This is a genomic window from Ruegeria marisrubri, assembly GCF_001507595.1.
Taxonomy (GTDB): domain Bacteria; phylum Pseudomonadota; class Alphaproteobacteria; order Rhodobacterales; family Rhodobacteraceae; genus Ruegeria; species Ruegeria marisrubri.
In genome coordinates, this window is sequence record NZ_LQBQ01000012.1 from 1 (window position 1) to 21,429 (window position 21,429).

Sequence of the window (21,429 nt, forward strand, 5' to 3'; positions counted from 1 at the left end):
ATCTCCCCGACCGAATCCGTCAGGGCAACGTGTTCACATGGGTCAATTCTCAGTGAAAATCTGGGGGGCTACCGGGTCACTTCTCAGCAGAAATCAACAGCGCTGGCCGCCTTGATCTGAATCAGATCGCTCAGGATCTTTGGCGATACCCCAACCGTGTAGCGCTGCAGCGCGTGAGCGATAGCGCCGGCATGGGTGCTGTAGCTGAGGAGCCGCTGCGCGTCCTCGTCCATGCCCCAAGGGCCCGAGCCTAGGATCAGCGGCTTGTTGTAGTCCTCAATCAGAGAGAAATCGGCAGCGATGTCGGCAAAGGGATATTCGAGTTGGTTACCGCTTTCTCCAATCCGTCCCATGATCCTCCGGCTGTCGAGATCGGCGCTGCTGCTCCAGTAGAGTGCTCTGAAATAGGCGTTGACCGCGTCCGGTGACAATGGGTCGGCGTACTCCGCCATGATTCGGCAGGCAATCTCGGCGTTTATTTGCAATTCCCGTGGAGGCGGGTAGTCCTCTTCCGGTTTGAAGACAAAGACCTGCCCACGTTCCAACTTACCGTTGCGGTTGCAGCGACCCGCCGCCTGGGTGATGGAGTCGATCCCGGCCACCGCACGCCAGACTTCGGGGAAATCGAGGTCGACCCCGGCTTCGACCAACGCGGTGGCGATCAGCAGAACTGGGCGTTCTTGCAGGCGCCTGCGCACCTCGCCCAGAACAGTGGCGCGGTGGCTAGCGGTCATGTTGGTGGTCAGGTGGAAGACGCCATCGCCGCGCAAATCGTCATACAACGCCCGCGCCTGACGCTTGTTGTTGACGATCACCAGCGCCGATCGGCCACGCACGCGCTCTGCTAGCTCGGCATTGGTCAGCCGACCCAATTTCACGACCTCGACCCGCTTGAGGTGGTCGTAAAGCCGTGACGGATCGGGGGCGATTTCGCGGGTCTCGCCGCGCAGGAGCGCCTCTGGCGCCTTCAGCCCGTCCTCCTTGTAGATTGCTGGCTGGGTCGCTGTGCAGAGGACGGCGGAGCAGCCATAGCCGCGGGTCAGTTCCTTGATCGCCGCGAGGCAAGGGCGCAGGAACGGGATTGGCAGCGATTGCGCCTCGTCGAGCACAATGACCGAACCGGCGATATTGTGCAGCTTTCTGCATTTGGAGGTGCGGTTGGCAAAGAGACTTTCGAAGAACTGCACGGCCGTGGTCACCACCACCGGCCGGTCCCAGTTCTGTGCCGCCAGCTTGATCCGCTCGGCCTCGGTCTCGTCCTCCATGTCTTGGAAGTCGAAGGCCGAGTGATGCTCCAGCACTGCGTCGGCATCGTCCAGAGCCGCGCGGAACACATCCGCCGTCTGCTCGATGATCGAGGTATAGGGCACGACGTAGATCACCCGACGCAACCCGTGTTGCTGCACGTGGTCCAACGCAAAGCGCAGTGAGCTCAGTGTCTTACCCCCGCCAGTGGGCACGGTCAGGGAAAACAGCCCGGGCCGCTCGGCGGCGGCGTGCCCCGCGCCTTCCAACACCTCTCCACGCAGTTGGTTGACGGCACCTTCGGGCGGGCCGAAGCGCGACAGGTGGTTGCCAAGTGCACCGCGGAGGTCGTTCAGCGAACCCGTCCAGCCGCGAGGGGCGTCGGGCGAGTAGAACCGCTCGGTTTCGACAAAATCAGCGTCGACAAGCGCGGAAAACAGCATGCGAACGAAGAACTGCACTTCGAAATGCGGAATTGGCTTACCAAAACCTGCCAGCGGGGCCGGCAGCTCGGGGGCGGGCAGTTCCAACCAATCGGGCAATTCGACCGGCTTTGTCTGGGCCAACCGTTCCGCTAGCGGCGTTGGCGGGTGCCCATTGGATCTTTCTAACCCGTTGGCCAGCCCAGCGTGGTGCCCGGCGATGCAATAGGCCATCAACCGCCCAAGCGGCCCGAATTTGTCATCTGCGTACCGAGCGCCTTCACCGCTGTGCGGAACGCGCTTGGGGCTGCCGGAGATACGCGCTTGGACCTCGGGTTTGATCTTTCCGAGATCATGCAAAAGGCCAGCAGCTCTTGCCAGAGACCCAGCGCCGATCACATCTGCATTTGCTTCGGCGGCCACACCGACATTGAACAGGTGGTCGGTTAGCAATTCCCATCGCTCTACGGGCTGACCAGGGCGAGAGTGGGCGAACAGTGGCAACAGGATATCTCGTATCAGCTGGCAATTTTGGTGGAATGGAGGATGTCAATGACTGAAGCGAACATGGATATTCACCGCTAAGCTGTCAAGAAAGGAAGGCAAATTCCCAATAGTTGATCGTCGCATATGTGGCCTAAAGCGAGTATCCATTTGAGTTTCGGCGCCGCGCTCACCAATGCCTCACCCAGATCATCTTGCGTAACGCCAGATTCGCAAAGCGCTCTTCGGAGGCTTCCTCGTCTAGCGCGAAACGGAACGGTCTACCTGCACTTCAATAAATTATGCAATGACTGTGATTTACAGAAAAGGAACGCCCGCGAACAGTCGGACGAAGACCATCCGACATGCTCCACCGTGCCTGCGAGTTTGAGTAGCTGCTGGGACTGGATTGAAGTAGATATCAAACATCGGGACCGCCGCTATTGGTTCCACAGTACCGGCTTCATCGGACTGACGTGCAGGGACTGCCTGCCCGTCTATTTTCGCTGGGGCAGTATGCGACTCATTTTCGTTGGGAATATTGGTAGCGGAGGAGGGACTTGAACCCCCGACACGCGGATTATGATTCCGCTGCTCTAACCAACTGAGCTACTCCGCCTTGAGTGAGAGGCGATTTAAGGGAGGGGCCGGGGAGGGTCAAGAGGGAAATGAACGGTTTCGAGATGTTTCTTTCAGCCTTTCCTGGAACCCGAGGGAAACGCTGCTCGGTGTTGGCTCCCGCAGCTCTGACCGAAGCGGCGATCATAAGGATGAAGCTCGCGCAGGCTCCGGGGCGTAGCGCAGCACACGCTACTGCACCGCAACGGTTCAAATGATTTTCCTCGCGCCTGCCTGATCCAGTGCGTCCGGTTGGTCAGGTGAAACTGTTGACTTGCGCGGGGCTCGGCCGTGGCAGGGTATCGAGCAGGCGGAAGACTTCGGCCCGGCATTCTTGACCGGCCCAGTCCGGCGGGAAGAAAACCGGGGGCAGGTCGGGGTGACGCAGCACGACTCGGCGCCAGCGGTGCACGATCAGCGTCCGCAGCGTGGCGGTTTCGAGCGGCGAGGGCTGCCAATCCCCTGGGCGGGTTTCAAAGGCGTGGCGAGCAGCATCGCGCAGGCTGGTGCAAGCCTCGCGCAGGTCCTGAGGGCAAAGCCGCTCACGCAGCCAGTCGGGAACCGCGCGGGCGGTGACTTCGAAGGCGACGAGATCGTCGCAGTTCCTCGGCAAGGGGCCGGCGCCAAGCGCCACGTTTCGCCCGATCGCGGTATAGTGCCGGGTCAGCATGAGATCGTCGAGAGTGTGAATGCCCGGCCCGTCCTCGGCGATCAACAGGTGCCAGGTCTCGGGCGTTTCGGGATCACGATCATAGATGCGTGGGGTGACCTGCGCGGACTGCGCCCGACCGAATTCCGTCAGGAAATGCATCGAGGCGCGGCCGCTGCGGGTGCTTTCGATCCAGCCGTCCTTGCGCAGCCGGTGCAGGGCGACACGGATGGCCTCGGGCTTGATCCCCATGGGCTCGATGATCCGGGTCAGGGCACCGCCCGAGATCTTGGCTCCGCGTTCCTGCGCGAGGTCGCCGAACAACGACACGATGATCGACCAGACGCGTTGATTCTGAGGGTCGGCCAACTCGGCCACAGCCGCGTCGAACCAGGAAAATACATTGGTCATGGAGCCAGTCTAAAGCCCCATGACCGATAAGGAAAACGGAATTGTCCCTAGGTTCGTGACCGAGGCAGCCTAGTAGGCATTCATGGTCAGCAGCTCGTATTCCGCGACCATCTCGTCATCCTGATTGGTCAGGGTGACGTGCCAGCGCACCTCGCCATATTCGTCGGTCCGGCGGGTCTTTTTCTTGACCGTCAAGCGCACCTTGATGCTGTCGCCCGCGCTGACCGGCTTCATGAAACGCAAGCCGTCCAGGCCGGTATTGGCCAGAACAGGTCCTTCGTTCGGCTCGACGAACAGGCCGGCCGCGAACGAGAGCAGCAGGTAGCCATGCGCCACGCGGCCCGGGAAGAAGGGGTTCCGCTTTGCTGCGTCCTCGTCCATGTGGGCATAGAAGGTGTCGCCGGTGAAATGGGCGAAATGCTCGATATCGTCCATCGTGACCGTGCGCGAGGCCGTGTGCAGGGTTTCCCCGATCTCCAACTCGCCGAAGCGGCGGGTGAAGGGATGGGCGGGGCCTTGGATCTCGGTGGCGCCGGGCACCCATTTCTCGCCGATCCGCGTCAGCATCTCCGGCGAGCCTTGAACGGCGGTGCGCTGCATGTAGTGTTTCACGCCGCGCACGCCGCCCATTTCCTCGCCGCCACCGGCGCGGCCGGGGCCGCCGTGGACCATGTGAGGCAGCGGCGAGCCGTGGCCGGTGGATTCCTTCATCGAGTCGCGGTTGTTGATGTAGATGCGCCCATGCCAGGCGCCCGCGCCCATCACCACGTCGCGTGCAACCGCCGGGTCGTGGGTGATGACCGAGGTCACAAGCGAGCCCTGGCCGCGATTGGCGATGGCGACCGCGTGATCCAGGTCACGGTAGCCCATGACCGTCGAAACCGGGCCGAAGGCCTCGGTGTCGTGAACGCGGCTCGCCTTGTCCGGGTCGGCGCAGTGGAACAGCATCGGCGGCACGAAGGCGCCCTTGTCGGCATCCGCCCCGTCAACTTCGAAGTCGTCGGGGTTGCCGAAGACGCGCTCGGCTTCTTGACCGATGATCTCGGCCTTTGCCAGAACGTCGGCTTTCTGCCCGTTCGAGACCAGCGCCCCCATGCGGGTGGTTTCCAGGCGCGGGTCTCCGATGACGGTTTTCGACAGGCGGGCGGTCAGCGCCTCGATCACTGCGTCCACCTGCGCCTGGGGTGCGATGATGCGGCGGATCGCGGTGCATTTCTGCCCCGCCTTGGTCGTCATCTCGCGGCTGACTTCCTTGATGAAGAGGTCGAATTCCGGCGTGCCCGGCTGCGCGTCCGGTCCGAGGATCGAGGCGTTGAGGCTGTCCTGCTCGGCCACGAACCGCACCGAGTTTTCCACGATTGCCGGGTTCTGGCGCAACTTCAGGGCGGTGTCGGCAGAGCCGGTGAAGCTGACCACATCCTGACAGGTTAGCCGGTCGAGCATGTCGCCCAGGCCGCCCGAGACCAGTTGCAGGGCACCTGCGGGCAGGATACCGCTGTCGAGCATGATCTTCACCGCCAGCTCGGTGACGTAGCAGCTGTTGGTGGCCGGTTTCACGATGGCCGGAACACCGGCCAGCAGGGTGGGGGCCAGTTTTTCCAGCATCCCCCAGACCGGGAAGTTGAAGGCGTTGATATGCACGGCCACACCCTGCAGCGGGGTGCAGACATGCTGGCCCAGGAAGGTGCCATTCCGCGAGAGCTGCTCGACATCGCCGTCCAGATAGACATGGCCGTCGGGCATTTCGCGGCGGCCTTTCGAGGCAAAGACGAACATCGTGCCGATGCCGCCATCGATGTCGATCAGGTGGTCGCTTTGCGTCGCGCCGGTGTTGAAGCTGAGGGCATAGAGCTCTTGCTTGCGGGCCGTCAGGGCCTGGGCCAGCGCCTTGAGCATCTTGGCGCGCTCGTGAAAGGTCAGCTTGCGCAGGGCCGGGCCGCCGGTGTCGCGGGCGAAGTCCAGCATCGCCTGCACGTCCAACGCATTGTTGCCGGCGGTGGCAAAGGGCTCGCCCGTGATGGCCGAGGCGATCGTGCGGGCGCCGGCGCCGGGGGCGATCCAGGTGCCAGCGGCAAAGCTGGAAATCTCGAGAAGGCTCATGTCAGTTCCCTTTCCGGGTCGGTTGAGGGTTGCTTGCGTGCGTCAGTGGCCCATCGCGCCCATCTGCTGAGGCAGATAGAGTACCACGATCGGCACCAGCACGATCAGGGCAAGGCGGAAGATGTCGGCGACCCAGAACGGGGTCACGCCGCGGAAGATGGTTCCGGTCGAGACATTGCCGACAACGCCCTTGAGGATGAAGACGTTCAAGCCCACCGGCGGGGTGATCAGCGAGATCTCGGTCACGACCACCACGACGATGCCGAACCAGATCGGATCATAGCCCAGCGAGGTGACCAGCGGAAAGAAGATCGGCACCGTCAGCAGCAGCATGGACAGCGACTCGAACACGCAGCCGAGGATGATGTAGATGCCGAGGATCATCAGGATCACCACGAAGGGCGCCACGTCATAGGCCGTGACCATGGCGATCAGCGCCTCGGGCAGGCCGGCGAGGTTGATGAAGTTGGAAAAGATCTGCGCGCCGATCAGCACCGAGAACAGCGCGGCGGCGGTGAAGGTGGTCTCCTTCAACACTTCGAAGGTCGAGCCGACGGTCAGTCCGCCACGGAACAGCGCGATCAGAAAGGCCCCGGCAGCACCCATGCCCGCAGCTTCTGTGGGCGAAAAGGTCAGGTTCAGCGGGTGGAAGTCGAAGGCGCCATAGAGGCCGCCGATGACCAGGAAGAACAGCAGCAGCACCGCCCAGACCGATCCCAGCGCCCGGAACCGCTCGCCCCAGCTTGCGCGTTCACCGGCCGGCCCGGCATCGGGGTTGCGCCAGACGGTCCAGCGCACGGCGAAGAGGTAAAACAGGATGCCTAGTACACCCGGAACGATCCCGGCCATGAACAGCTTGCCGATCGAGGTTTCGGTCAGCAGGCCGTAGATCACCAGAATGACCGAAGGCGGGATCAGGATGCCCAGCGTGCCCCCCGCCGCGATCGAGGCGGTCGAAAGCTCGTCGGAATAGCCATAGCGGCGCATCTGCGGCATGGCGACCTTGGACATGGTGGCCGCCGTCGCCAGAGATGAGCCGCAGATGGCCGAGAAGCCTCCGCAGGCCGCCACGGTCGCCATGGCGATGCCGCCGCGCATGTGGCCGAGAAATGCGTTCGAAACGGCGTAAAGCTCGCGCGCCATGCCGCCCTTGTTGACGAACAGGCCCATCAGGATGAACAGCGGCACCACCGACAGGCCATAATCCTGCGCGGTGTCCATGATCTGACGGCCGACCATCGACATGGCGGCCTTGAGCCCGCGCTCGTCAAAGATCGAGCCGCCGCGCTCGTAGGCGAAACCAAGCGTGCCGACCAGGCCCATGGCGAACACGATGGGCAGGCGCACCAGCACCAGAACCAGGACAAGGGCGAATCCGATTAGGGCGGCGGTCATCTGGAATGCTCCGACAGGTATTGGGGGGCAAAGAGGTGCAGCAGGCCGGTCGCGATCATCACGACGGCTGTCACCGCCACCGAGACCGTGATGAACCAGCCCACGATATAGGTGGGGATCGAGAGATACTCGGTGACATCGCCGTAATCGCGCGCGCGTTCGGCCAGAACCCAGACGCGTTTCACCGGCCAGAACAGCATGGCGCCGCTGACCAGATAGATGATCGCATCGCGGATGCGGTCCAGACGCAGGCGGTGGAAAATTCCGTCGGTCAGGTCAACGGCGATCTGACCGTTGGTGACAGAGATGATCGGCAGAACCGAAAAGACCAGAACCGCCATCAGGATGCGGGTCAGCTCGGTTGCGGCCTCGATTGGGGAATTGAAGACCGAACGCAGGATCACGTCGCAGAATGTCATCACCATCAGGATGAACAGGGCGATGCACGCCACGACGACCGGCAGAACGCTGGCGCGTCGAACGAATTGGATGAGAGTTGTCATGCGGCTCCTCCCGCGGGTCTTGCTTTGGGGGCGGCAGTTGACCGCCGCCCCCGGATCAGGATCAGTAGGCGGCCATTTCCGACTTGATCATGTCATAGGCGGCCTGAGCATCGACGCCCGTACCGGCAACCTCGGCAATGACCTTCTCGCGGATGTCGGCTGCGATGGCCGAGAACTTCTCGAGGTCGGCTTCCGAGGCGGCATTGATGGCGTTGCCTTCGGCAGCTTCGGTTTCCGCGCGACCGATGCCGTCGATCTCGTCCCAGATCTTGCCGATTTCGCGGCTCAGCGGCTCGCCGAACACCTTTTCTTCCAGCGCCTTCTGGATGTCCTCGGGAAGGTCGGCGAAGGTGTCCTCGTTCATGATGAAGGCGAACGAACCGCGATAGAGGCCACCCGGCATTTCATAGACGTTCTGAGCCACTTCGGTCAGCTTGAAGCCCTTGCGGGATTCGAAGGGCATGACCACGCCATCGGCGGCCTTCGAGGCCAGGGTTTCATAGACCTTGGGGGCCGGAACCTGGATGCCGGTCGCGCCCAGAGCCGTGCCGACATCACCGCCGACACCGCCGGGGATGCGGACCTTGAGGCCCGAAATCTCGTCCAGGCTGGTGACCGGAGAGCTGGTGTGCAGCTGCGCCGGGCCGTGCGTGTGCAGGGCGATGACCTTGACGCCGCGATGTTCGTCGGCCTGGGCCAGATATTTCTCGTAGGCGCGCCAGTAGGCGACCGATGCGGCCTCGGCCGAGCCTTCATAGCCGGGCAGCTCGATCAGCTTGGTGACGACGAAGCGGCCGGGCTGGTAGCCGTGGAAGATGATCGACGCGTCGGCAGCGCCGTCCATGATCAGGTCCATCTGTGCCGGCGGAGGGGCGATGCCCAGTTTCAACTCAGCGGTCACCTTGCCGTCGGTGGCCTCTTCGACCATCTCGACGAATTTAGGCCACATCTTGGCGTTGATGCCGTGGGTCGGCGGCGCCCAGCTGGAAATGGTCAGCGTGTAATCCGCCGCCATCGCAACAGTGCCGGTCACGGCCAGCGCGGCCGAAGCCAAAAGGGTGGTCAGTTTGGTGAATTTCATGACTGGTTATCCTCCTCCAAAACATGAGTCATTGATGCGTTAATGGTCCTTTTTGTAACCATCAACAGGTTGCGGTTGCCTTGGCCGGGTCGGCGAGAACCCACGAGTTCGGGCTTTCCTCGGCGACCAAGCGCATGGTTTTCATGATGTTTTCCCACCCCTGCATCTCGGCCAGATGCATCGGGCCGCCGCGCCAACGGGGGAAGCCGTATCCGTGCAGCTGCACCATATCGACGTCCTCGGGGCGCTCGGCGATTCCCTCCTGCACGATGCGGGCGCCCTCGTTGGCCAGCACGGCCAGCAGCCGGTCGGCGATCTGCTGGGGGGTGTAGCTGCGGCGGGTGATTCCGCGTTCGGCCGAGTAGCGTTCGATCAGCCGCTCGACTTCCTCGTCACGCTGGGGTGTGCGGGCCCCCTCGGCGTAGCGATACCAGCCCTCGCCGCTGCGCTGGCCCAAGCGGCCCATCTCGCAGAGCGTGTCGGCGATCCGCTCGTAACGTTCCTCGGGCGGGCGCGTCGCCGCCTGCCGCTTGCGGTTGGCCCAGGCGATCTGCAGGCCGGTGAGGTCTTGCAACTCGAACGGCCCCATGGGCAGCCCCTGCGCGCGCATCGCCGCATCGACCTCGTGCGGCAGGGCGCCGTCGGCCAGCAGATATTCGGCCTCGCGCCGGTAGGCGGCCAGCATCCGGTTGCCGATGAAGCCGTCGCATATGCCCGAGAGGACCGAAACCTTGCGCAGCCGCTTGCCAAGCGCAAAGCCGGTCGCCAGCACCTCGGCCGAGGTGTCGGGGGTCTTGACGATCTCCAGCAGCTTCATCACATGCGCCGGGCTGAAGAAATGCAGGCCCAGACAGCGCGATGGGTTGGAGATGCCCTCGAAGATCAGGGTCGGGTCCAGGTAAGAGGTGTTGGTGGCAAGGATCGCGTCCTCAGACATCACCTGTGCCAGTTGCGCGAATACACCCCTCTTGACCTCGAGATCCTCGAAGACCGCCTCGATTGCCAGATCGGCACTTGCTGCATCGGAGTAGCTGTCGGTGGTGACGAGGCGGGCCAGCATGTCGGCTTTCTTGGCCTCGCTGATCTTGCCGCGCTTGACGCCGCCGTCGATCAGGCCGGCCACGCGGTCGCGGGCTGCGGCTGCGGATTCGGGGTCTCGCTCGATCAGTGTGACGGACAGGCCGCCGCTCAGGCAGGCCATGGCGATGCCCGCGCCCATCAGGCCGCCACCGACGATCGCCAAATGCTCGACGTCGCGCGGGGCGACGCCTTCGATCGCCTTGGGCTTGCTCACCACGCGTTCCGCGAAAAAGGCATAGCGCAGGGCCTTGCTTTCGGCCGACTGGCGCAGTTCCAGGTGAAGCGCGCGCTCTTTCGGTTGGCCCTCGGAAAAGGGCAGGGCGGCCCATTGCAGGGCTTCGAGGTTCAACAGCGGCGATTTCTGGCCCTTGGCCCGCTTGCGCAGCGCGGCTTCTGTCTCTGCGTAGGCTTCGACGTCCAGCGCCTTGACGGTGCGGTCACGGACCTTTGCGGGGCGCTGCGGCAGCGCCTGCGTGAATTCACGGGCTGCCGCCTTGAGGTCGCCTGCCGCGATCTTGTCGATGCCGCCCAGTTTTTCCATTTTCACGGCATCCAGAAACTTGCCCGAGCAGGCCATGTCGATTGCGGCCTGCATGCCCAGCAGGCGCGGCGCGCGTTGGGTGCCTCCGGCGCCGGGAATGAGGCCGACATTGACCTCGGGCAGGCCGAACTTCGTGCCCTCTGCGGCGATCCGCCAGGTGCAGCCCATGGCGATCTCGAACCCGCCGCCCAGAACGGTTCCGTGCATGGCGGCGATGAAAGGGGTCGCGCTGTCTTCCAGCATCTGCACCACGTCGGGCAGATGCGGCTCTTCGGCGGGGCGGTCGAACTCGGACATGTCACCGCCGGCGACAAAGGTGCGTCCCGCGCAGGTCAGGATCGCGACCCGCGCACCCTGCACCTCGGTCACGGCGCGGGCAAGGCCCGCCCGCACGGCGGTCGATGTGGCGTTCACCGGCGGATTGTCGATCTCCACCCAGGCGATGTCGCCTTCTCGTGTAACGGAAACGACCGTGTTGTCAGCCATTCACTTGCCCCCGAACTCTGGGAATCGATTTGCGAGGAATTTATTGACCAACCGTTCGGTTTATGCAAGAACATTGTCGTAACTTTCGCAAAGCGGGCTGGATATGACCGATACGATTCTTGCGCAAAGCCATGGAAATTGGGTGGAAATAACTCTCAATCGCCCGGACCGGCTGAACAGTTTCACGGATGAAATGCACTATGCCCTGCGCGCGGCGCTCGAAAAGGCGCGCGACGAAGGCGCGCGTGCGGTGCTGCTGACCGGCGCGGGTCGCGGCTTTTGCGCGGGGCAGGACCTGGGCGACCGGGATCCGTCGAAGATGGACGGCCCGCCGGATCTGGGGAACACTGTTCGCACGTTCTATGCGCCTCTGGTGCGCCTGATCCGGTCGCTGGAGTTTCCCGTCATCTGCGCGGTCAATGGCGTCGCCGCCGGGGCGGGTGCAAACCTTGCGCTGGCCTGCGATATCGTGCTGGCGGCGGAATCGGCCAAGTTCATCCAGTCTTTTGCCAAGGTCGGGCTGATCCCCGACACCGGCGGCAGCTGGCACCTGCCGCGCCTGCTGGGCGAGGCGCGCGCGAAGGGGCTGGCGCTGACCGCGCAACCCTTGCCGGCCAAACAGGCCGAAGAATGGGGTCTGATCTGGAAGGCGCTGCCGGACGACCAACTGATGGACGAGGCCCGCGCCATGGCCCAGCAGTTCGCGAATGGCCCGACGCTGGGTCTGGGGCTGACAAAGCAGGCCATCCAGGCCGCTGCCGTCAATTCACTGTCGGATCATCTGGAACTTGAGGCCGATGCCATGAAAACCTGCGGCGAGAGCGCGGATTATGCCGAGGGGGTGACCGCCTTTCTCGAAAAACGCGCGCCGAACTTCCGGGGCCGCTGACGATGACGCCAAAGGAACGCGCGGAGAAGTCGGCCGCGGCCATGTGGGCCGGCGACAATGCGTCGAAATGGGCGGGCATGGAAATCCTCCATATCGACGAAGGCACCGCGACGCTGGAAATGACGGTCGAGGAGCATCACTGCAACGGGCACGGGATTTGCCATGGCGGTGTGACCTTCATGCTGGCCGACAGCGCCTTTGCCTTGGCCTGCAACAGCCGCAACCAGTCCACGGTTGCCCAGCACAATCTGATCAGCTTCATCGCGCCGGGCCACCGGGGCGACCGGCTGGTCGCGAAAGCTACCGAGCTGAGCCTGACCGGGCGCAGCGGGATCTATGATGTAACCGTAACCAACCAGGATGGCCGCAAGATCGCCGAGTTCCGCGGGTTTTCGCGGGCGATCAAGGGCTCTCTGTTCGACGAGAATTGAGGCGAGGAGGACGCCATGAAGGACCTTACCCCGAGAAAAGAAGATCTGGACCCGATCGAGATCGCGTCGATCGACGAAATTCGCAGCCTTCAACTGGAACGGCTCAAGTGGTCGGTTCGCCATGCCTATGACAACGTGCCGATGTACAAGCAGCGGTTCGACGAGGCCGGGGTGCATCCCGACGACCTGCAGACGCTGAGCGATCTGGCCAAGTTCCCCTTCACCTACAAGAACGACCTGCGCGACCACTATCCGTTTGGCCTGTTCGCCGTGCCGCGCGAACAGATCATCCGCCTGCACGCGTCCTCGGGCACGACCGGCAAGCCGACCGTCGTGGGCTACACCAAGAACGACATCGACAACTGGGCCGATCTGGTGGCCCGCAGCCTGCGCGCCAGCGGTCTGCGCAAGGGCGACATGGTCCACAACGCCTATGGTTATGGCCTGTTTACCGGCGGTCTGGGCGCGCATTACGGCATCGAGCGGCTTGGCGCGACCGTGGTGCCGATGTCGGGCGGGCAGACCGAGAAACAGGTGGGGCTGATCACAGATTTCAAACCCGACGGGATCATGGTGACGCCGTCCTACATGCTCAACATCCTGGAACAGTATCACAAGGTGGGTCTCGACCCGCGCGAAAGCTCTCTGTCCGTTGGCGTGTTCGGGGCCGAGCCCTGGACCGACGCGATGCGGCAGGAGGTCGAACAGGCCTTTGACATGCACGCGGTCGACATCTACGGCCTGTCCGAGATCATGGGCCCGGGCGTCGCCAACGAATGCGTCGAGACCAAGGACGGCCCGGTGATCTGGGAAGACCACTTCCTGCCCGAGATCATCGACCCGGTCACCGGCGAGGTGCTGCCCGATGGCGAGATGGGCGAGCTGGTCTTTACCACGCTGACAAAGGAAGGCCTGCCGATGATCCGCTATCGCACCCGTGACCTGACGCGGCTGCTGCCGGGCACCGCGCGCTCGATGCGCCGGATGGAGAAGATCACGGGCCGCTCTGATGACATGATCATTCTGCGTGGCGTCAATGTCTTCCCCAGCCAGATCGAAGAGCAGGTGATGGCCACCGGTGGAATTGCCCCGCACTACCAGATCGAACTCTACAAGGCGGGTCGCATGGACGCGATGCGGGTCTATGTCGAGGCCATGCCGGATGCGGCCGATGAACTCAGCAAGACGGCCGCCGCCCGGATGCTGACCAAGCGGATCAAGGACATCGTTGGTGTTTCCACCGAGATTATTGTAGGGGAACCCGGAGATGTCGAACGCAGTCAGGGCAAGGCCAAGCGCGTCGTCGACAACCGAGACAAGGAGTAAGGCTTGGCCCGTACCATCGCCAAAGACCATGATCAGAAGCGCGCGCAGATTCTGAAGTCTGCTGCGCGCGTCTTCGCCAAGGAAGGGTTCGACCGCGCGTCGATGACCCAGCTCGCCCGCGAGTGCGGTATCTCCAAGGCCAATATCTATCACTACTATGACAGCAAGGATGCGATCCTGTTCGACATCCTCGAAACCTATCTGCGCGAGTTGCGTGATCTGATCTGCGGGATCGACATGGAAGGGCTCAGCGCGCCCCAGCGTCTGCACAAGGTCGTCGCCGAGATCCTGCTGGCCTATCAGGGCGTGGATGATGAGCACCGCGTGCAGACCAGCGGCATGTCGGCTCTGCCCGAGGATCAGCAGAAACTGCTGCGCGGGTATCAGCGCGACATGGTGGTGTTTCTCAGCAATATCATCTCAGAGAACGCGCCCGAGGTGTTCAAGGAGGACGCGGCCAAGCTGCGCTCGGCCACGATGTCGGTCTTCGGTATGCTCAACTGGTATTACATGTGGAATTCCGGCGCCGATGCCGCGGCGCGGGAAGACTATGCCAAACTGGTCAGCAACCTGACGCTGCACGGTCTGCAGGGGCTCTGAGGCCGGTCGGTCGTTTTTTCCCTACAGCGACGAAGTGCGGGGTGTGATCTGCTGGCGGATCTGTTCGCCCATCGAATGACGGGCGCGTTCGAGATCGTGTTCAAGCTGCAGGTGGACCCAGAAATCCGCCGCTGTGCTGAAATAGCGGGCAAGCCGCAGCGAGAGCTCGACGCCGACACTGGATTTGCCCGCCAGCACGTCGTCGATCCGGCCCTGCAGGACGCCGATCCGCTGCGCCAGTTCCATCGGGGATATGCCTAGCGGTTCCAGATACTCGTTCCGCAGAACCTCGCCTGGCGAGGGACACAGGAATACCGGCTTCTCGGGCGCGGCCTCGTCCGGGGGAAGAAGCTGAACCTCGGTCGCATAGCCCGCCGCTTTCCAGGATTCCAGGCCGCCAGTCATGTGGATCACGTCCGTATGCCCTTCGTTGATGAGCATCTTGCCCGCCGCTTCCGAGCGTTTGCCCACGGCGCAGTGCAGAACCACCTTCTTGCCGGGCAGCGACGGGAAAACCTCGGGGTCAAAGCTGGACAGCGGCAGCAGCAGGGCGCCGGCAATGTGCTCGACCTCGTATTCCGACGTCTCGCGCACATCGACGAGCAGGATCTCGTTGCGGTCCAGCCATTCCTTGACCTGTTTGGCATCTGCCGGCTGAACGGAGGGTTTGCTGGCCATTCCTGGCATCCTTTCCATCGGAACATTCTCGCAGAGGGAATAGCAGCACACGGCCGGTGAAGCCAGCCAGCAGGGTGCGTTCGCGGGAAAGGATCGTCCGGCCGAAAAAAATCCGCCGCCCGGGTGGGGCGGCAGATCACTTTGTCCGGGAATGCAGGCGGTGCTCAGCCTGCTTTCAGACCAAGGTTCTTCAGGATCTCTCCGGCTTCGGCTTCCCACCGGGTTCTGAGCGCGGCGTTTGTCGTCCGGCGCAGACCCATCGCCTTGAGGCCCTCGAACTTCTCCGAGGTTGCCGATCCAAAGCTTGCGGCCACGCGCGGCCACCAGTAATCGACCGAGGCCTGCATTTCATCCGCATGGCCCTGTTCGATCAGCTTGACCGCGCCTTCCAGCGCCAACTCGCCGTGATGCGCCTCGATGGGCGCGATGGCCCGGAACGCCTCGGCCAGCGGCTGGTAGGAGATCATCGAGAACTCGGCCAGCTGCACCACGACGGCGCGGCTCATCAGCAGGTTCATCACGACCGCATCGACCCAGCCCTGGATCGGATAGTTGAACACCGCCAGGCGCATGTCATGTTCGGTCCGGGTCGTGCCGATGTCGGCGTCGCGCTCCAGCCGGGCGGTCCAGGGGTGGTGCGTGGCGTAGCGTTCGGTATTCGCCCCGAACTCGCCCATGATCCTCAGCACGCGGTCGGCGTTGTCGGTCTTTTCCAGAACGATCTTTGCGGCCGCGATCCGTTCCTTGATGCCCGGGCCCTGGTTGATGATGTCGGCGAAGCCGGCCGCGCCGGCCAGTTCGCTGTCCACGAAGGTCGCCATCAGCTTCATCAACTCGCCGCGATAGCGCGGTGGGACGTTGGTGGGGTTGGTCAGAACGCCGCCTGCCGCCAGATAGCTTTCGATCGTCATGTCTTCGGCCATAGTCCCTCTCCCTTACTGGTCGTAGTCGACGACGACGGTGTCGGTCAGCGGGAAGGCCTGGCAGCTCAGCACATAGCCTTTCTCGACCTCGTAGTCTTCGAGCGCGTGGTTGGCGACCATTTCCACTTCGCCCTCGAGCACCTTGCAGCGGCAGGTCGAGCAGACCCCGGCCTTGCAGGCATAGGGCGCGTCCATCGCGTTTTCCAGCGCCGCATCAAGGATCGACTGATCCTTGGGCATGGTGATGGTCTGGGTCGCGCCGTCGAGCGTGATCGCCGCCTTGGTCTGGTTGGCGCTGGTGGTGGCCTCGGCCGAGGTCACCTTGCGCTTGGCCCGGCCCGGCTGGGCGCTGGCGAAGAGCTCGAACTTGATCTGGCTGTCGTCCAGCCCATGCTCTCGCAGGGCCTCGGCGATGCCCAGCATCATCGGTTCGGGACCACAGATAAATGCGGCGTCCACGTTCTCGATGTCGATCCAGTGCTTGAACAGTTCGGCGCATTTCTCCTTGGTCACCAGCCCGGTGAACAGGTCGATCTCCTGCGCGTCGGTCTCGAGGATGTGCAGAACGTTCAGGCGGCCCATGTAGAGGTTCTTGAGGTCCTCCAGTTCCTCGCGGAACATGATCGTGTTGACGCCCTTGTTGGCATAGACCAGCGTGAAGTGTGACTTGGGCTCGCGCGCCAGGGTGGTCTTGAGGATCGACAGGACCGGGGTGATGCCCGAGCCGCCGGCAAAGCCGAGATACTGCTTTTCGGCCTCGGGATCGAGCGGGGTGAAGAACCCGCCCATCGGCGGCATCGCCTGCAGCGTGTCGCCGACCTTGAGTTCTTCGTTGGCCCAGGTCGAGAAGGCGCCGCCGTCGACCTTCTTGATGCCAACCTGAAGGACGCCATCGTCCTTGCCGGCGCAGATCGAGTAAGAACGGCGCAGTTCCTCGCCGTCGAAGTCGCGACGGAAAGTCAGATATTGACCTTGGGTGAAATCGAATTCCTCGGCCGAGCCGTTCACCGGCTTCAGCGTCACCACGACCGCGTCGCGGATGGTCTTGTGGATGTCGGTGACTTCCAGATCGTGAAAGCGTGCCATCCGGTCCTCCTCAGATGCACTTGAAATAATCAAAGGGTTCCAGGCAGTCGGTGCAGCGCCAATGGGCCTTGCACGGGGTCGAGCCGAACTGGCTGACCTTTTCCACTGCCGTGCTGCCGCAATGCGGGCAGCGTTCGGGTCCGCCTGCGGGCTGGGGCGGTGCGATGCCGTATTCCTCGAGCTTCGCACGGCCCTTTTCGCTGAGCCAGTCCGTCGTCCAGGCCGGAGAGATGCGGGTTTCCAGCTTGATCTTGTCGATGCCGTGGTCGCGCAGCGCCGTCTCGATATCCATCGAAATGACGGACGTAGCCGGACAGCCGGAATAGGTCGGGGTCACGGCGACCGTCAGGGTGTCCCCCTCCCAGGCGACGTCCCGCACGATCCCCAGATCGACGACCGAGATCACAGGGATCTCGGGGTCGGGAACGGCATCCAGCCATTCCCAGACCTGTTCTACGGTGGCGCGCGTCATCGGCTCTTACCAGGTTGCGCCCGGATAGGCCCGCTGCAGCCACTGCATCTCGGTCAGCAGGTGACCCAGATGCTCGGTATGCATGCGCCCGTCGCGGCCGCCCTTGTGGGCAAAGCGGCTGTCGGGAATGGTCAGAGTCGCTTCGCCCAGAACCTTGCCGACCAGCGCGTCATATTCCTCGCGCAGGCCCGTCGGGTCGGGCGCGATACCTGCCGCGACCATCTCGGCATCGACCTCGTCGCTGGCGAACATCTCGCCGACATAGGGCCAGAGGTAATCCAGCGCCTCTTGCATTCGCTTGTGGCTTTCCTCGGTGCCGTCGCCAAGGCCGACCACGGTGTCGCCCGAGCGTTCGAGGTGATAGGCAACCTCTTTGCTGGCCTTTTCGGCGATTGCGGCGACACGTTCGTCGGACGATTTCAACAGACGGCCCAGCATGATCGAATGCCATGCGTCGAACAGGAACTGGCGCATCAGGGTGCGGCCGAAATCGCCATTGGGCACTTCGACCAGCAGCACGTTGCGGAAGTCCCAGACGTCACGCAGGAAGGCGAGGTCATCCGCGGACTTGCCTTCGCCCTGAACCTCTCCGGCCAGGCCAAGCCACATCTGCGTCTGGCCGATTAGGTCCAGCGCGGTGTTGGCCAGCGCAATGTCCTCCTCAAGAACCGGCGCGTGGCCGCACCATTCGCTGACGCGATGGCCGAGGATCAGGGTGTTGTCCCCCATCCGCAGCAGGAATTGCAGGAATGCTTCGTCGCGGGTCATCACATCGCCCCCACTTCTTCGGGGATGTCGAAAAAGGTCGGGTGACGATAGACCTTGGACTCCGACGGCTCGAACAGAGGGCCCTTGTCGCCCGGCGCGGTGGCGCTGATGTGCCTGGCCTCGACGACCCAGATCGACACGCCTTCGTTGCGGCGGGTGTAGACGTCGCGGGCGTTCTTGATGGCCATTTCGGCGTCAGGCGCGTGCAGCGAGCCGACGTGACGGTGGCTCATGCCGTGCTGGCCGCGAATGAAGATTTCCCACAGGGGCCATTCGTTTTTCATGTGTCGTTCTCCTCCTGGCTAGGCGCAGATGCTGAATCCGGTGGCGAAAACCGGGTGCCTTGCGCCGCAGATCATCCTTTTGACTTACTCGGCCGCCACCTTGGCGGCGGCTTTCTTGCGGGCGTGGGCCAATAGGCCGTCGCGCACCCACTGACCATCGTCCCAGGCCTTGCGGCGGGCGTTCATGCGATCGACGTTGCAGGGACCGTTGCCCTTGATGACGTCAAAGAACTCGCTCCAGTCCGGGTCGCTGAAATCATAGTGGCCGCGTTCCTCGTTCCACTTGATGTTCGGATCCGGCAGGTCGAGGCCCAGATACTCGATCTGAGGCACGGTCTGATCGACGAATTGCTGGCGCAGCTCGTCATTGGTCTTGACCTTGATCTTCCACGCCATCGACTGCTCGGAATGGACCGAGTCCTTGTCCGAGGGGCCGAACATCATCAGCGCCGGGAACCACAGGCGGTTGACCGCGTCCTGCGCCATCTTCTTCTGTTCGGGCGTGCCGAAAGCCATCTTCATGATCGCATGATAGCCCTGACGGGCGTGGAAGCTCTCTTCCTTGCAGATGCGGATCATCGCGCGGGAATAGGGGCCATACGAAGTCCGCTGCAGCGCCACCTGGTTGATGATCGCGGCCCCGTCGACCAGCCAGCCGACCGCGCCGATATCAGCCCAGTTCAGCGTCGGGTAGTTGAAGATCGACGAGTATTTCATCCGGCCTTCATGCAGCAGACGGATCAGTTCGTCGCGGCTTTCGCCCAGCGTTTCGGCGGCCGAGTAGAGATACAGGCCGTGTCCCGCCTCGTCCTGCACCTTGGCCAGCAGGATCGCCTTGCGTTCCAGCGTCGGCGCGCGGGTGATCCAGTTGCCTTCGGGCAACTGACCGACCACTTCCGAGTGCGCGTGCTGGCCGATCTGGCGGATCAGCGTGGCGCGGTAGTCATCCGGCATCCAGTCGCGCGGCTCGATCTTGATCCCGGCATCGATCTTGTCCTGAAAGGCGCGTTCCTGCTCGGACATCTCCTCGCGGGGTTTGACGCCTGTTCGGGCGGTCTTGATCATCTGTGCATACATTCTGGCTCTCCTCCAGCAATCCTGTGTGTCGTGCGGCTGAAACCGAATTCGTTTCGGGCCGCGCTTCAGACGCGTTCCAGGATCAGGGCCGCACCCTGACCGACTCCGACGCACATGGTGCACAGCGCATAGCGCCCGCCCGTGCGTTTCAACTGATAGGCGGCGGTCATCACCAGCCGCGCCCCTGACATGCCCAGCGGATGGCCGATCGCGATCGCGCCGCCATTGGGGTTAACATGGGGTGCGTCATCGGCCACGCCAAGCTCTCGCAACGTGGCGAGGCCCTGCGACGCAAAGGCTTCGTTCAACTCTATCACATCCATCTGGTCGATGGTTAGGCCCGCGCGCTCCAGAACCTTGCGGCTGGCCGGCACCGGGCCGATGCCCATGACCCGAGGCTTGACGCCGGCGACCGACATACCGACGACGCGGGCGATCGGGGTCAGCCCGTTCTTTTCGGCCGCGGCCTCATTCGCCATCAGGATCGCCGCCGCACCGTCATTGACACCCGAGGCGTTGCCCGCGGTCACGGTCTTGTGCGGGCCGTTGACGCCGTGCAGGCTGGCCAGTTTCTCGGCAGTCGTGCCGGGGCGCGGGTGCTCGTCCGTATCGACGACGATGGCGTCGCCCTTGCGCTGCGGGATGGTGACCGGGGTGATCTCCTCGGCAAACACCCCGGCCTGGTGCGCCGCGGCCCAGCGGGCCTGGCTGCGTGCTGCGAATGCGTCCTGGTCGGCGCGGCTGATGTTGTATTCCTCGGCCACGTTGTCGGCCGTCTGCGGCATGGAGTCGGTGCCGTACATCTGTTCCATCTTCGGGTTCACGAAACGCCAGCCGATGGTGGTGTCATAGACCGCGTTGGCGCGGGAAAAGGCGCTGGTCGCCTTGGGCATCACGAAGGGCGCGCGCGACATGCTCTCGACGCCGCCTGCGATCGCCATGTCATAGTCGCCAGCCTTGATCGCGCGGGCCGCCATGCCGACCGCGTCCATGCCGCTGGCGCAGAGGCGGTTGATGGTGGTGCCTGGAACCTCGACCGGGAAACCGGCCAACAGCGCGGCCATGCGGGCCACGTTCCGGTTGCTTTCGCCCGCCTGGTTCGCGTCGCCCATGATCACGTCATCCAGACCGGCCCAGTCCACCTGCGGGTTCCGCTCTTTCAGCGCGGCCAGCGGAATGGCTGCCAGGTCGTCGGTGCGGACCTGGGACAAGGCCCCGCCATAGCGTCCGATCGGGGTGCGTTGAGCGTCGCAGATAAAGGCGTCCATGCGTCAGAAACTCCAGTCTTTCGGTGGTCGTCATTAAGTGACCGCTTGGTCGGGTAATACGGGCGAAAATGATTCGCGGCAAGAAAAATGTAACGTGATCGTGCCTCTTTTCGGTTTTTGGTAACATGTTCTTGAGTGGCAAAAAGAAAAGCCCGCCGGGCGGCGGGCCTTGTCGGGGCTCTAGGGGTTTGAAATCAAAGCATTCCGGCCTCTGTCAGAACCTTTCGGGCCACGCGGAAGCACTCCAACGCCTGCGGGACGCCGCAATAGATGCCGACGACATGGATGATGGCGCGGATTTCTTCCTTGCTGACGCCATTGTTCAAGGCGCCGCGGCAATGGATCTCCCATTCGTGCATCTTTCCCAGCGCCCCGATCATCGCCAGGTTCATCATCGAGCGCGTCTTGGCGTCGATCACGTCGTCGCCCCAGCCAAACCCCCAGCACCACGCGGTCATCGCCTCCTGAAAGGGGCGGGTAAAGTCATCGGCGGCGGCGAGGTTCTTTTCCACGTATTCCGCACCCAATGTCGCCTTGCGCTGGGCGAGCCCCTTCAGAAAGAGGTCTTCGTCAAAACTGTCGGTCATCTGGTGTTCTCCGTCCGCACTTTCGC

Annotated in this window: 20 protein-coding genes and 1 tRNA gene; 4 read left to right on the forward strand and 17 right to left on the reverse strand. The window is 63.2% G+C overall.

All coding sequences use genetic code 11. The features are described 5' to 3' along the window. Window positions 1-83: 83 nt before the first annotated feature. The 8 genes from AVO45_RS07095 to AVO45_RS07130 form a co-directional block, all read right to left on the reverse strand. Window positions 84-2,171, reverse strand: coding sequence for a CRISPR-associated helicase/endonuclease Cas3 (locus AVO45_RS07095; protein WP_082688709.1), 2,088 nt, complete (start codon window positions 2,169-2,171; stop codon window positions 84-86). A 521-nt stretch (window positions 2,172-2,692) separates the two neighbouring features. After that, window positions 2,693-2,769, reverse strand: a tRNA-Met gene (locus tag AVO45_RS07100). Window positions 2,770-3,024: 255 nt separating this feature from the next. Beyond that, the gene (locus AVO45_RS07105) at window positions 3,025-3,828 is read right to left on the reverse strand and encodes a PaaX family transcriptional regulator C-terminal domain-containing protein (protein WP_068345399.1); all 804 of its coding nucleotides are present in this window, start codon (window positions 3,826-3,828) and stop codon (window positions 3,025-3,027) included. A 69-nt stretch (window positions 3,829-3,897) separates the two neighbouring features. Beyond that, window positions 3,898-5,928: a phenylacetic acid degradation bifunctional protein PaaZ gene (gene paaZ, locus AVO45_RS07110; RefSeq protein ID WP_068345401.1), complete on the reverse strand. Its 2,031-nt coding sequence runs from the start codon at window positions 5,926-5,928 to the stop codon at window positions 3,898-3,900. 42 nt (window positions 5,929-5,970) lie between these two features. Next, entirely contained in the window at window positions 5,971-7,323 is a 1,353-nt protein-coding gene (locus AVO45_RS07115) for a TRAP transporter large permease (RefSeq protein ID WP_068345403.1), read from the reverse strand. Further along, window positions 7,320-7,826, reverse strand: coding sequence for a TRAP transporter small permease (locus AVO45_RS07120; protein ID WP_068345405.1), 507 nt, complete (start codon window positions 7,824-7,826; stop codon window positions 7,320-7,322). The genes AVO45_RS07115 and AVO45_RS07120 overlap by 4 nt, the downstream gene beginning before the upstream one ends. A gap of 61 nt (window positions 7,827-7,887) precedes the next feature. Further along, window positions 7,888-8,907, reverse strand: coding sequence for a TRAP transporter substrate-binding protein (locus AVO45_RS07125; protein WP_068345407.1), 1,020 nt, complete (start codon window positions 8,905-8,907; stop codon window positions 7,888-7,890). Between the two features lie 61 nt (window positions 8,908-8,968). Beyond that, complete coding sequence (locus AVO45_RS07130; protein WP_082688710.1) at window positions 8,969-11,014, reverse strand: FAD-dependent oxidoreductase; 2,046 nt, start codon at window positions 11,012-11,014, stop codon at window positions 8,969-8,971. 103 nt (window positions 11,015-11,117) lie between these two features. On the opposite strand from AVO45_RS07130, the gene paaG reads away from it, so the two are divergent. The 4 genes from paaG to AVO45_RS07150 are packed head-to-tail and all read left to right on the forward strand — an operon-like array spanning window position 11,118 to window position 14,260. Then, window positions 11,118-11,903 (forward strand): 2-(1,2-epoxy-1,2-dihydrophenyl)acetyl-CoA isomerase PaaG, encoded by a 786-nt coding sequence (gene paaG / locus AVO45_RS07135; protein WP_068345409.1) that lies wholly within the window; start codon window positions 11,118-11,120, stop codon window positions 11,901-11,903. A gap of 2 nt (window positions 11,904-11,905) precedes the next feature. Continuing rightward, window positions 11,906-12,334, forward strand: a complete 429-nt coding sequence (paaI, locus tag AVO45_RS07140) for a hydroxyphenylacetyl-CoA thioesterase PaaI (RefSeq protein WP_068345411.1) — start codon at window positions 11,906-11,908, stop codon at window positions 12,332-12,334. 15 nt (window positions 12,335-12,349) lie between these two features. After that, window positions 12,350-13,660: a phenylacetate--CoA ligase PaaK gene (gene paaK / locus AVO45_RS07145; RefSeq protein WP_068345412.1), complete on the forward strand. Its 1,311-nt coding sequence runs from the start codon at window positions 12,350-12,352 to the stop codon at window positions 13,658-13,660. A 3-nt stretch (window positions 13,661-13,663) separates the two neighbouring features. Next, a complete protein-coding gene (locus AVO45_RS07150) occupies window positions 13,664-14,260 on the forward strand; it encodes a TetR/AcrR family transcriptional regulator (protein ID WP_068345414.1) in 597 nt (198 codons plus the stop codon). A 21-nt stretch (window positions 14,261-14,281) separates the two neighbouring features. On the opposite strand, the gene AVO45_RS07155 is transcribed toward AVO45_RS07150, so the two are convergent. From AVO45_RS07155 to AVO45_RS07195, 9 genes are all read right to left on the reverse strand, one after another. Beyond that, complete coding sequence (locus tag AVO45_RS07155) at window positions 14,282-14,938, reverse strand: HigA family addiction module antitoxin (protein ID WP_068345416.1); 657 nt, start codon at window positions 14,936-14,938, stop codon at window positions 14,282-14,284. 164 nt (window positions 14,939-15,102) lie between these two features. Beyond that, entirely contained in the window at window positions 15,103-15,861 is a 759-nt protein-coding gene (locus tag AVO45_RS07160; RefSeq protein ID WP_068345418.1) for a Phenylacetic acid catabolic protein, read from the reverse strand. A gap of 12 nt (window positions 15,862-15,873) precedes the next feature. After that, the gene (gene paaE, locus AVO45_RS07165) at window positions 15,874-16,947 is read right to left on the reverse strand and encodes a 1,2-phenylacetyl-CoA epoxidase subunit PaaE (RefSeq protein ID WP_068345420.1); all 1,074 of its coding nucleotides are present in this window, start codon (window positions 16,945-16,947) and stop codon (window positions 15,874-15,876) included. A 10-nt stretch (window positions 16,948-16,957) separates the two neighbouring features. Beyond that, the gene (paaD, locus tag AVO45_RS07170; protein WP_068345422.1) at window positions 16,958-17,419 is read right to left on the reverse strand and encodes a 1,2-phenylacetyl-CoA epoxidase subunit PaaD; all 462 of its coding nucleotides are present in this window, start codon (window positions 17,417-17,419) and stop codon (window positions 16,958-16,960) included. A 6-nt stretch (window positions 17,420-17,425) separates the two neighbouring features. Further along, window positions 17,426-18,187 (reverse strand): 1,2-phenylacetyl-CoA epoxidase subunit PaaC, encoded by a 762-nt coding sequence (gene paaC / locus AVO45_RS07175; RefSeq protein ID WP_068345423.1) that lies wholly within the window; start codon window positions 18,185-18,187, stop codon window positions 17,426-17,428. Next, window positions 18,187-18,471: a 1,2-phenylacetyl-CoA epoxidase subunit PaaB gene (paaB, locus tag AVO45_RS07180; RefSeq protein ID WP_068345425.1), complete on the reverse strand. Its 285-nt coding sequence runs from the start codon at window positions 18,469-18,471 to the stop codon at window positions 18,187-18,189. Before paaB ends, paaC begins: the two co-directional genes overlap by 1 nt. Before the next feature lie 84 nt (window positions 18,472-18,555). Next, entirely contained in the window at window positions 18,556-19,548 is a 993-nt protein-coding gene (gene paaA / locus AVO45_RS07185; protein ID WP_068345427.1) for a 1,2-phenylacetyl-CoA epoxidase subunit PaaA, read from the reverse strand. A gap of 65 nt (window positions 19,549-19,613) precedes the next feature. Then, window positions 19,614-20,816: a 3-oxoadipyl-CoA thiolase gene (pcaF, locus tag AVO45_RS07190; RefSeq protein WP_068345430.1), complete on the reverse strand. Its 1,203-nt coding sequence runs from the start codon at window positions 20,814-20,816 to the stop codon at window positions 19,614-19,616. A 194-nt stretch (window positions 20,817-21,010) separates the two neighbouring features. Next, window positions 21,011-21,403 (reverse strand): carboxymuconolactone decarboxylase family protein, encoded by a 393-nt coding sequence (locus AVO45_RS07195; protein ID WP_068345432.1) that lies wholly within the window; start codon window positions 21,401-21,403, stop codon window positions 21,011-21,013. Window positions 21,404-21,429 lie beyond the last annotated feature (26 nt).

Coding starts and splice junctions, on each gene's coding strand:
- AVO45_RS07105 (WP_068345399.1), bottom strand. CDS start 3,828: ATGACCAATGTATTTTCCTGGTTCGACGCGGCTGTGGCCGAGTTGGCC.
- paaZ (WP_068345401.1), bottom strand. CDS start 5,928: ATGAGCCTTCTCGAGATTTCCAGCTTTGCCGCTGGCACCTGGATCGCC.
- AVO45_RS07115 (WP_068345403.1), bottom strand. CDS start 7,323: ATGACCGCCGCCCTAATCGGATTCGCCCTTGTCCTGGTTCTGGTGCTG.
- AVO45_RS07120 (WP_068345405.1), bottom strand. CDS start 7,826: ATGACAACTCTCATCCAATTCGTTCGACGCGCCAGCGTTCTGCCGGTC.
- AVO45_RS07125 (WP_068345407.1), bottom strand. CDS start 8,907: ATGAAATTCACCAAACTGACCACCCTTTTGGCTTCGGCCGCGCTGGCC.
- AVO45_RS07130 (WP_082688710.1), bottom strand. CDS start 11,014: ATGGCTGACAACACGGTCGTTTCCGTTACACGAGAAGGCGACATCGCC.
- paaG (WP_068345409.1), top strand. CDS start 11,118: ATGACCGATACGATTCTTGCGCAAAGCCATGGAAATTGGGTGGAAATA.
- paaI (WP_068345411.1), top strand. CDS start 11,906: ATGACGCCAAAGGAACGCGCGGAGAAGTCGGCCGCGGCCATGTGGGCC.
- paaK (WP_068345412.1), top strand. CDS start 12,350: ATGAAGGACCTTACCCCGAGAAAAGAAGATCTGGACCCGATCGAGATC.
- AVO45_RS07155 (WP_068345416.1), bottom strand. CDS start 14,938: ATGGCCAGCAAACCCTCCGTTCAGCCGGCAGATGCCAAACAGGTCAAG.
- AVO45_RS07160 (WP_068345418.1), bottom strand. CDS start 15,861: ATGGCCGAAGACATGACGATCGAAAGCTATCTGGCGGCAGGCGGCGTT.
- paaE (WP_068345420.1), bottom strand. CDS start 16,947: ATGGCACGCTTTCACGATCTGGAAGTCACCGACATCCACAAGACCATC.
- paaD (WP_068345422.1), bottom strand. CDS start 17,419: ATGACGCGCGCCACCGTAGAACAGGTCTGGGAATGGCTGGATGCCGTT.
- paaC (WP_068345423.1), bottom strand. CDS start 18,187: ATGACCCGCGACGAAGCATTCCTGCAATTCCTGCTGCGGATGGGGGAC.
- paaB (WP_068345425.1), bottom strand. CDS start 18,471: ATGAAAAACGAATGGCCCCTGTGGGAAATCTTCATTCGCGGCCAGCAC.
- paaA (WP_068345427.1), bottom strand. CDS start 19,548: ATGTATGCACAGATGATCAAGACCGCCCGAACAGGCGTCAAACCCCGC.
- pcaF (WP_068345430.1), bottom strand. CDS start 20,816: ATGGACGCCTTTATCTGCGACGCTCAACGCACCCCGATCGGACGCTAT.
- AVO45_RS07195 (WP_068345432.1), bottom strand. CDS start 21,403: ATGACCGACAGTTTTGACGAAGACCTCTTTCTGAAGGGGCTCGCCCAG.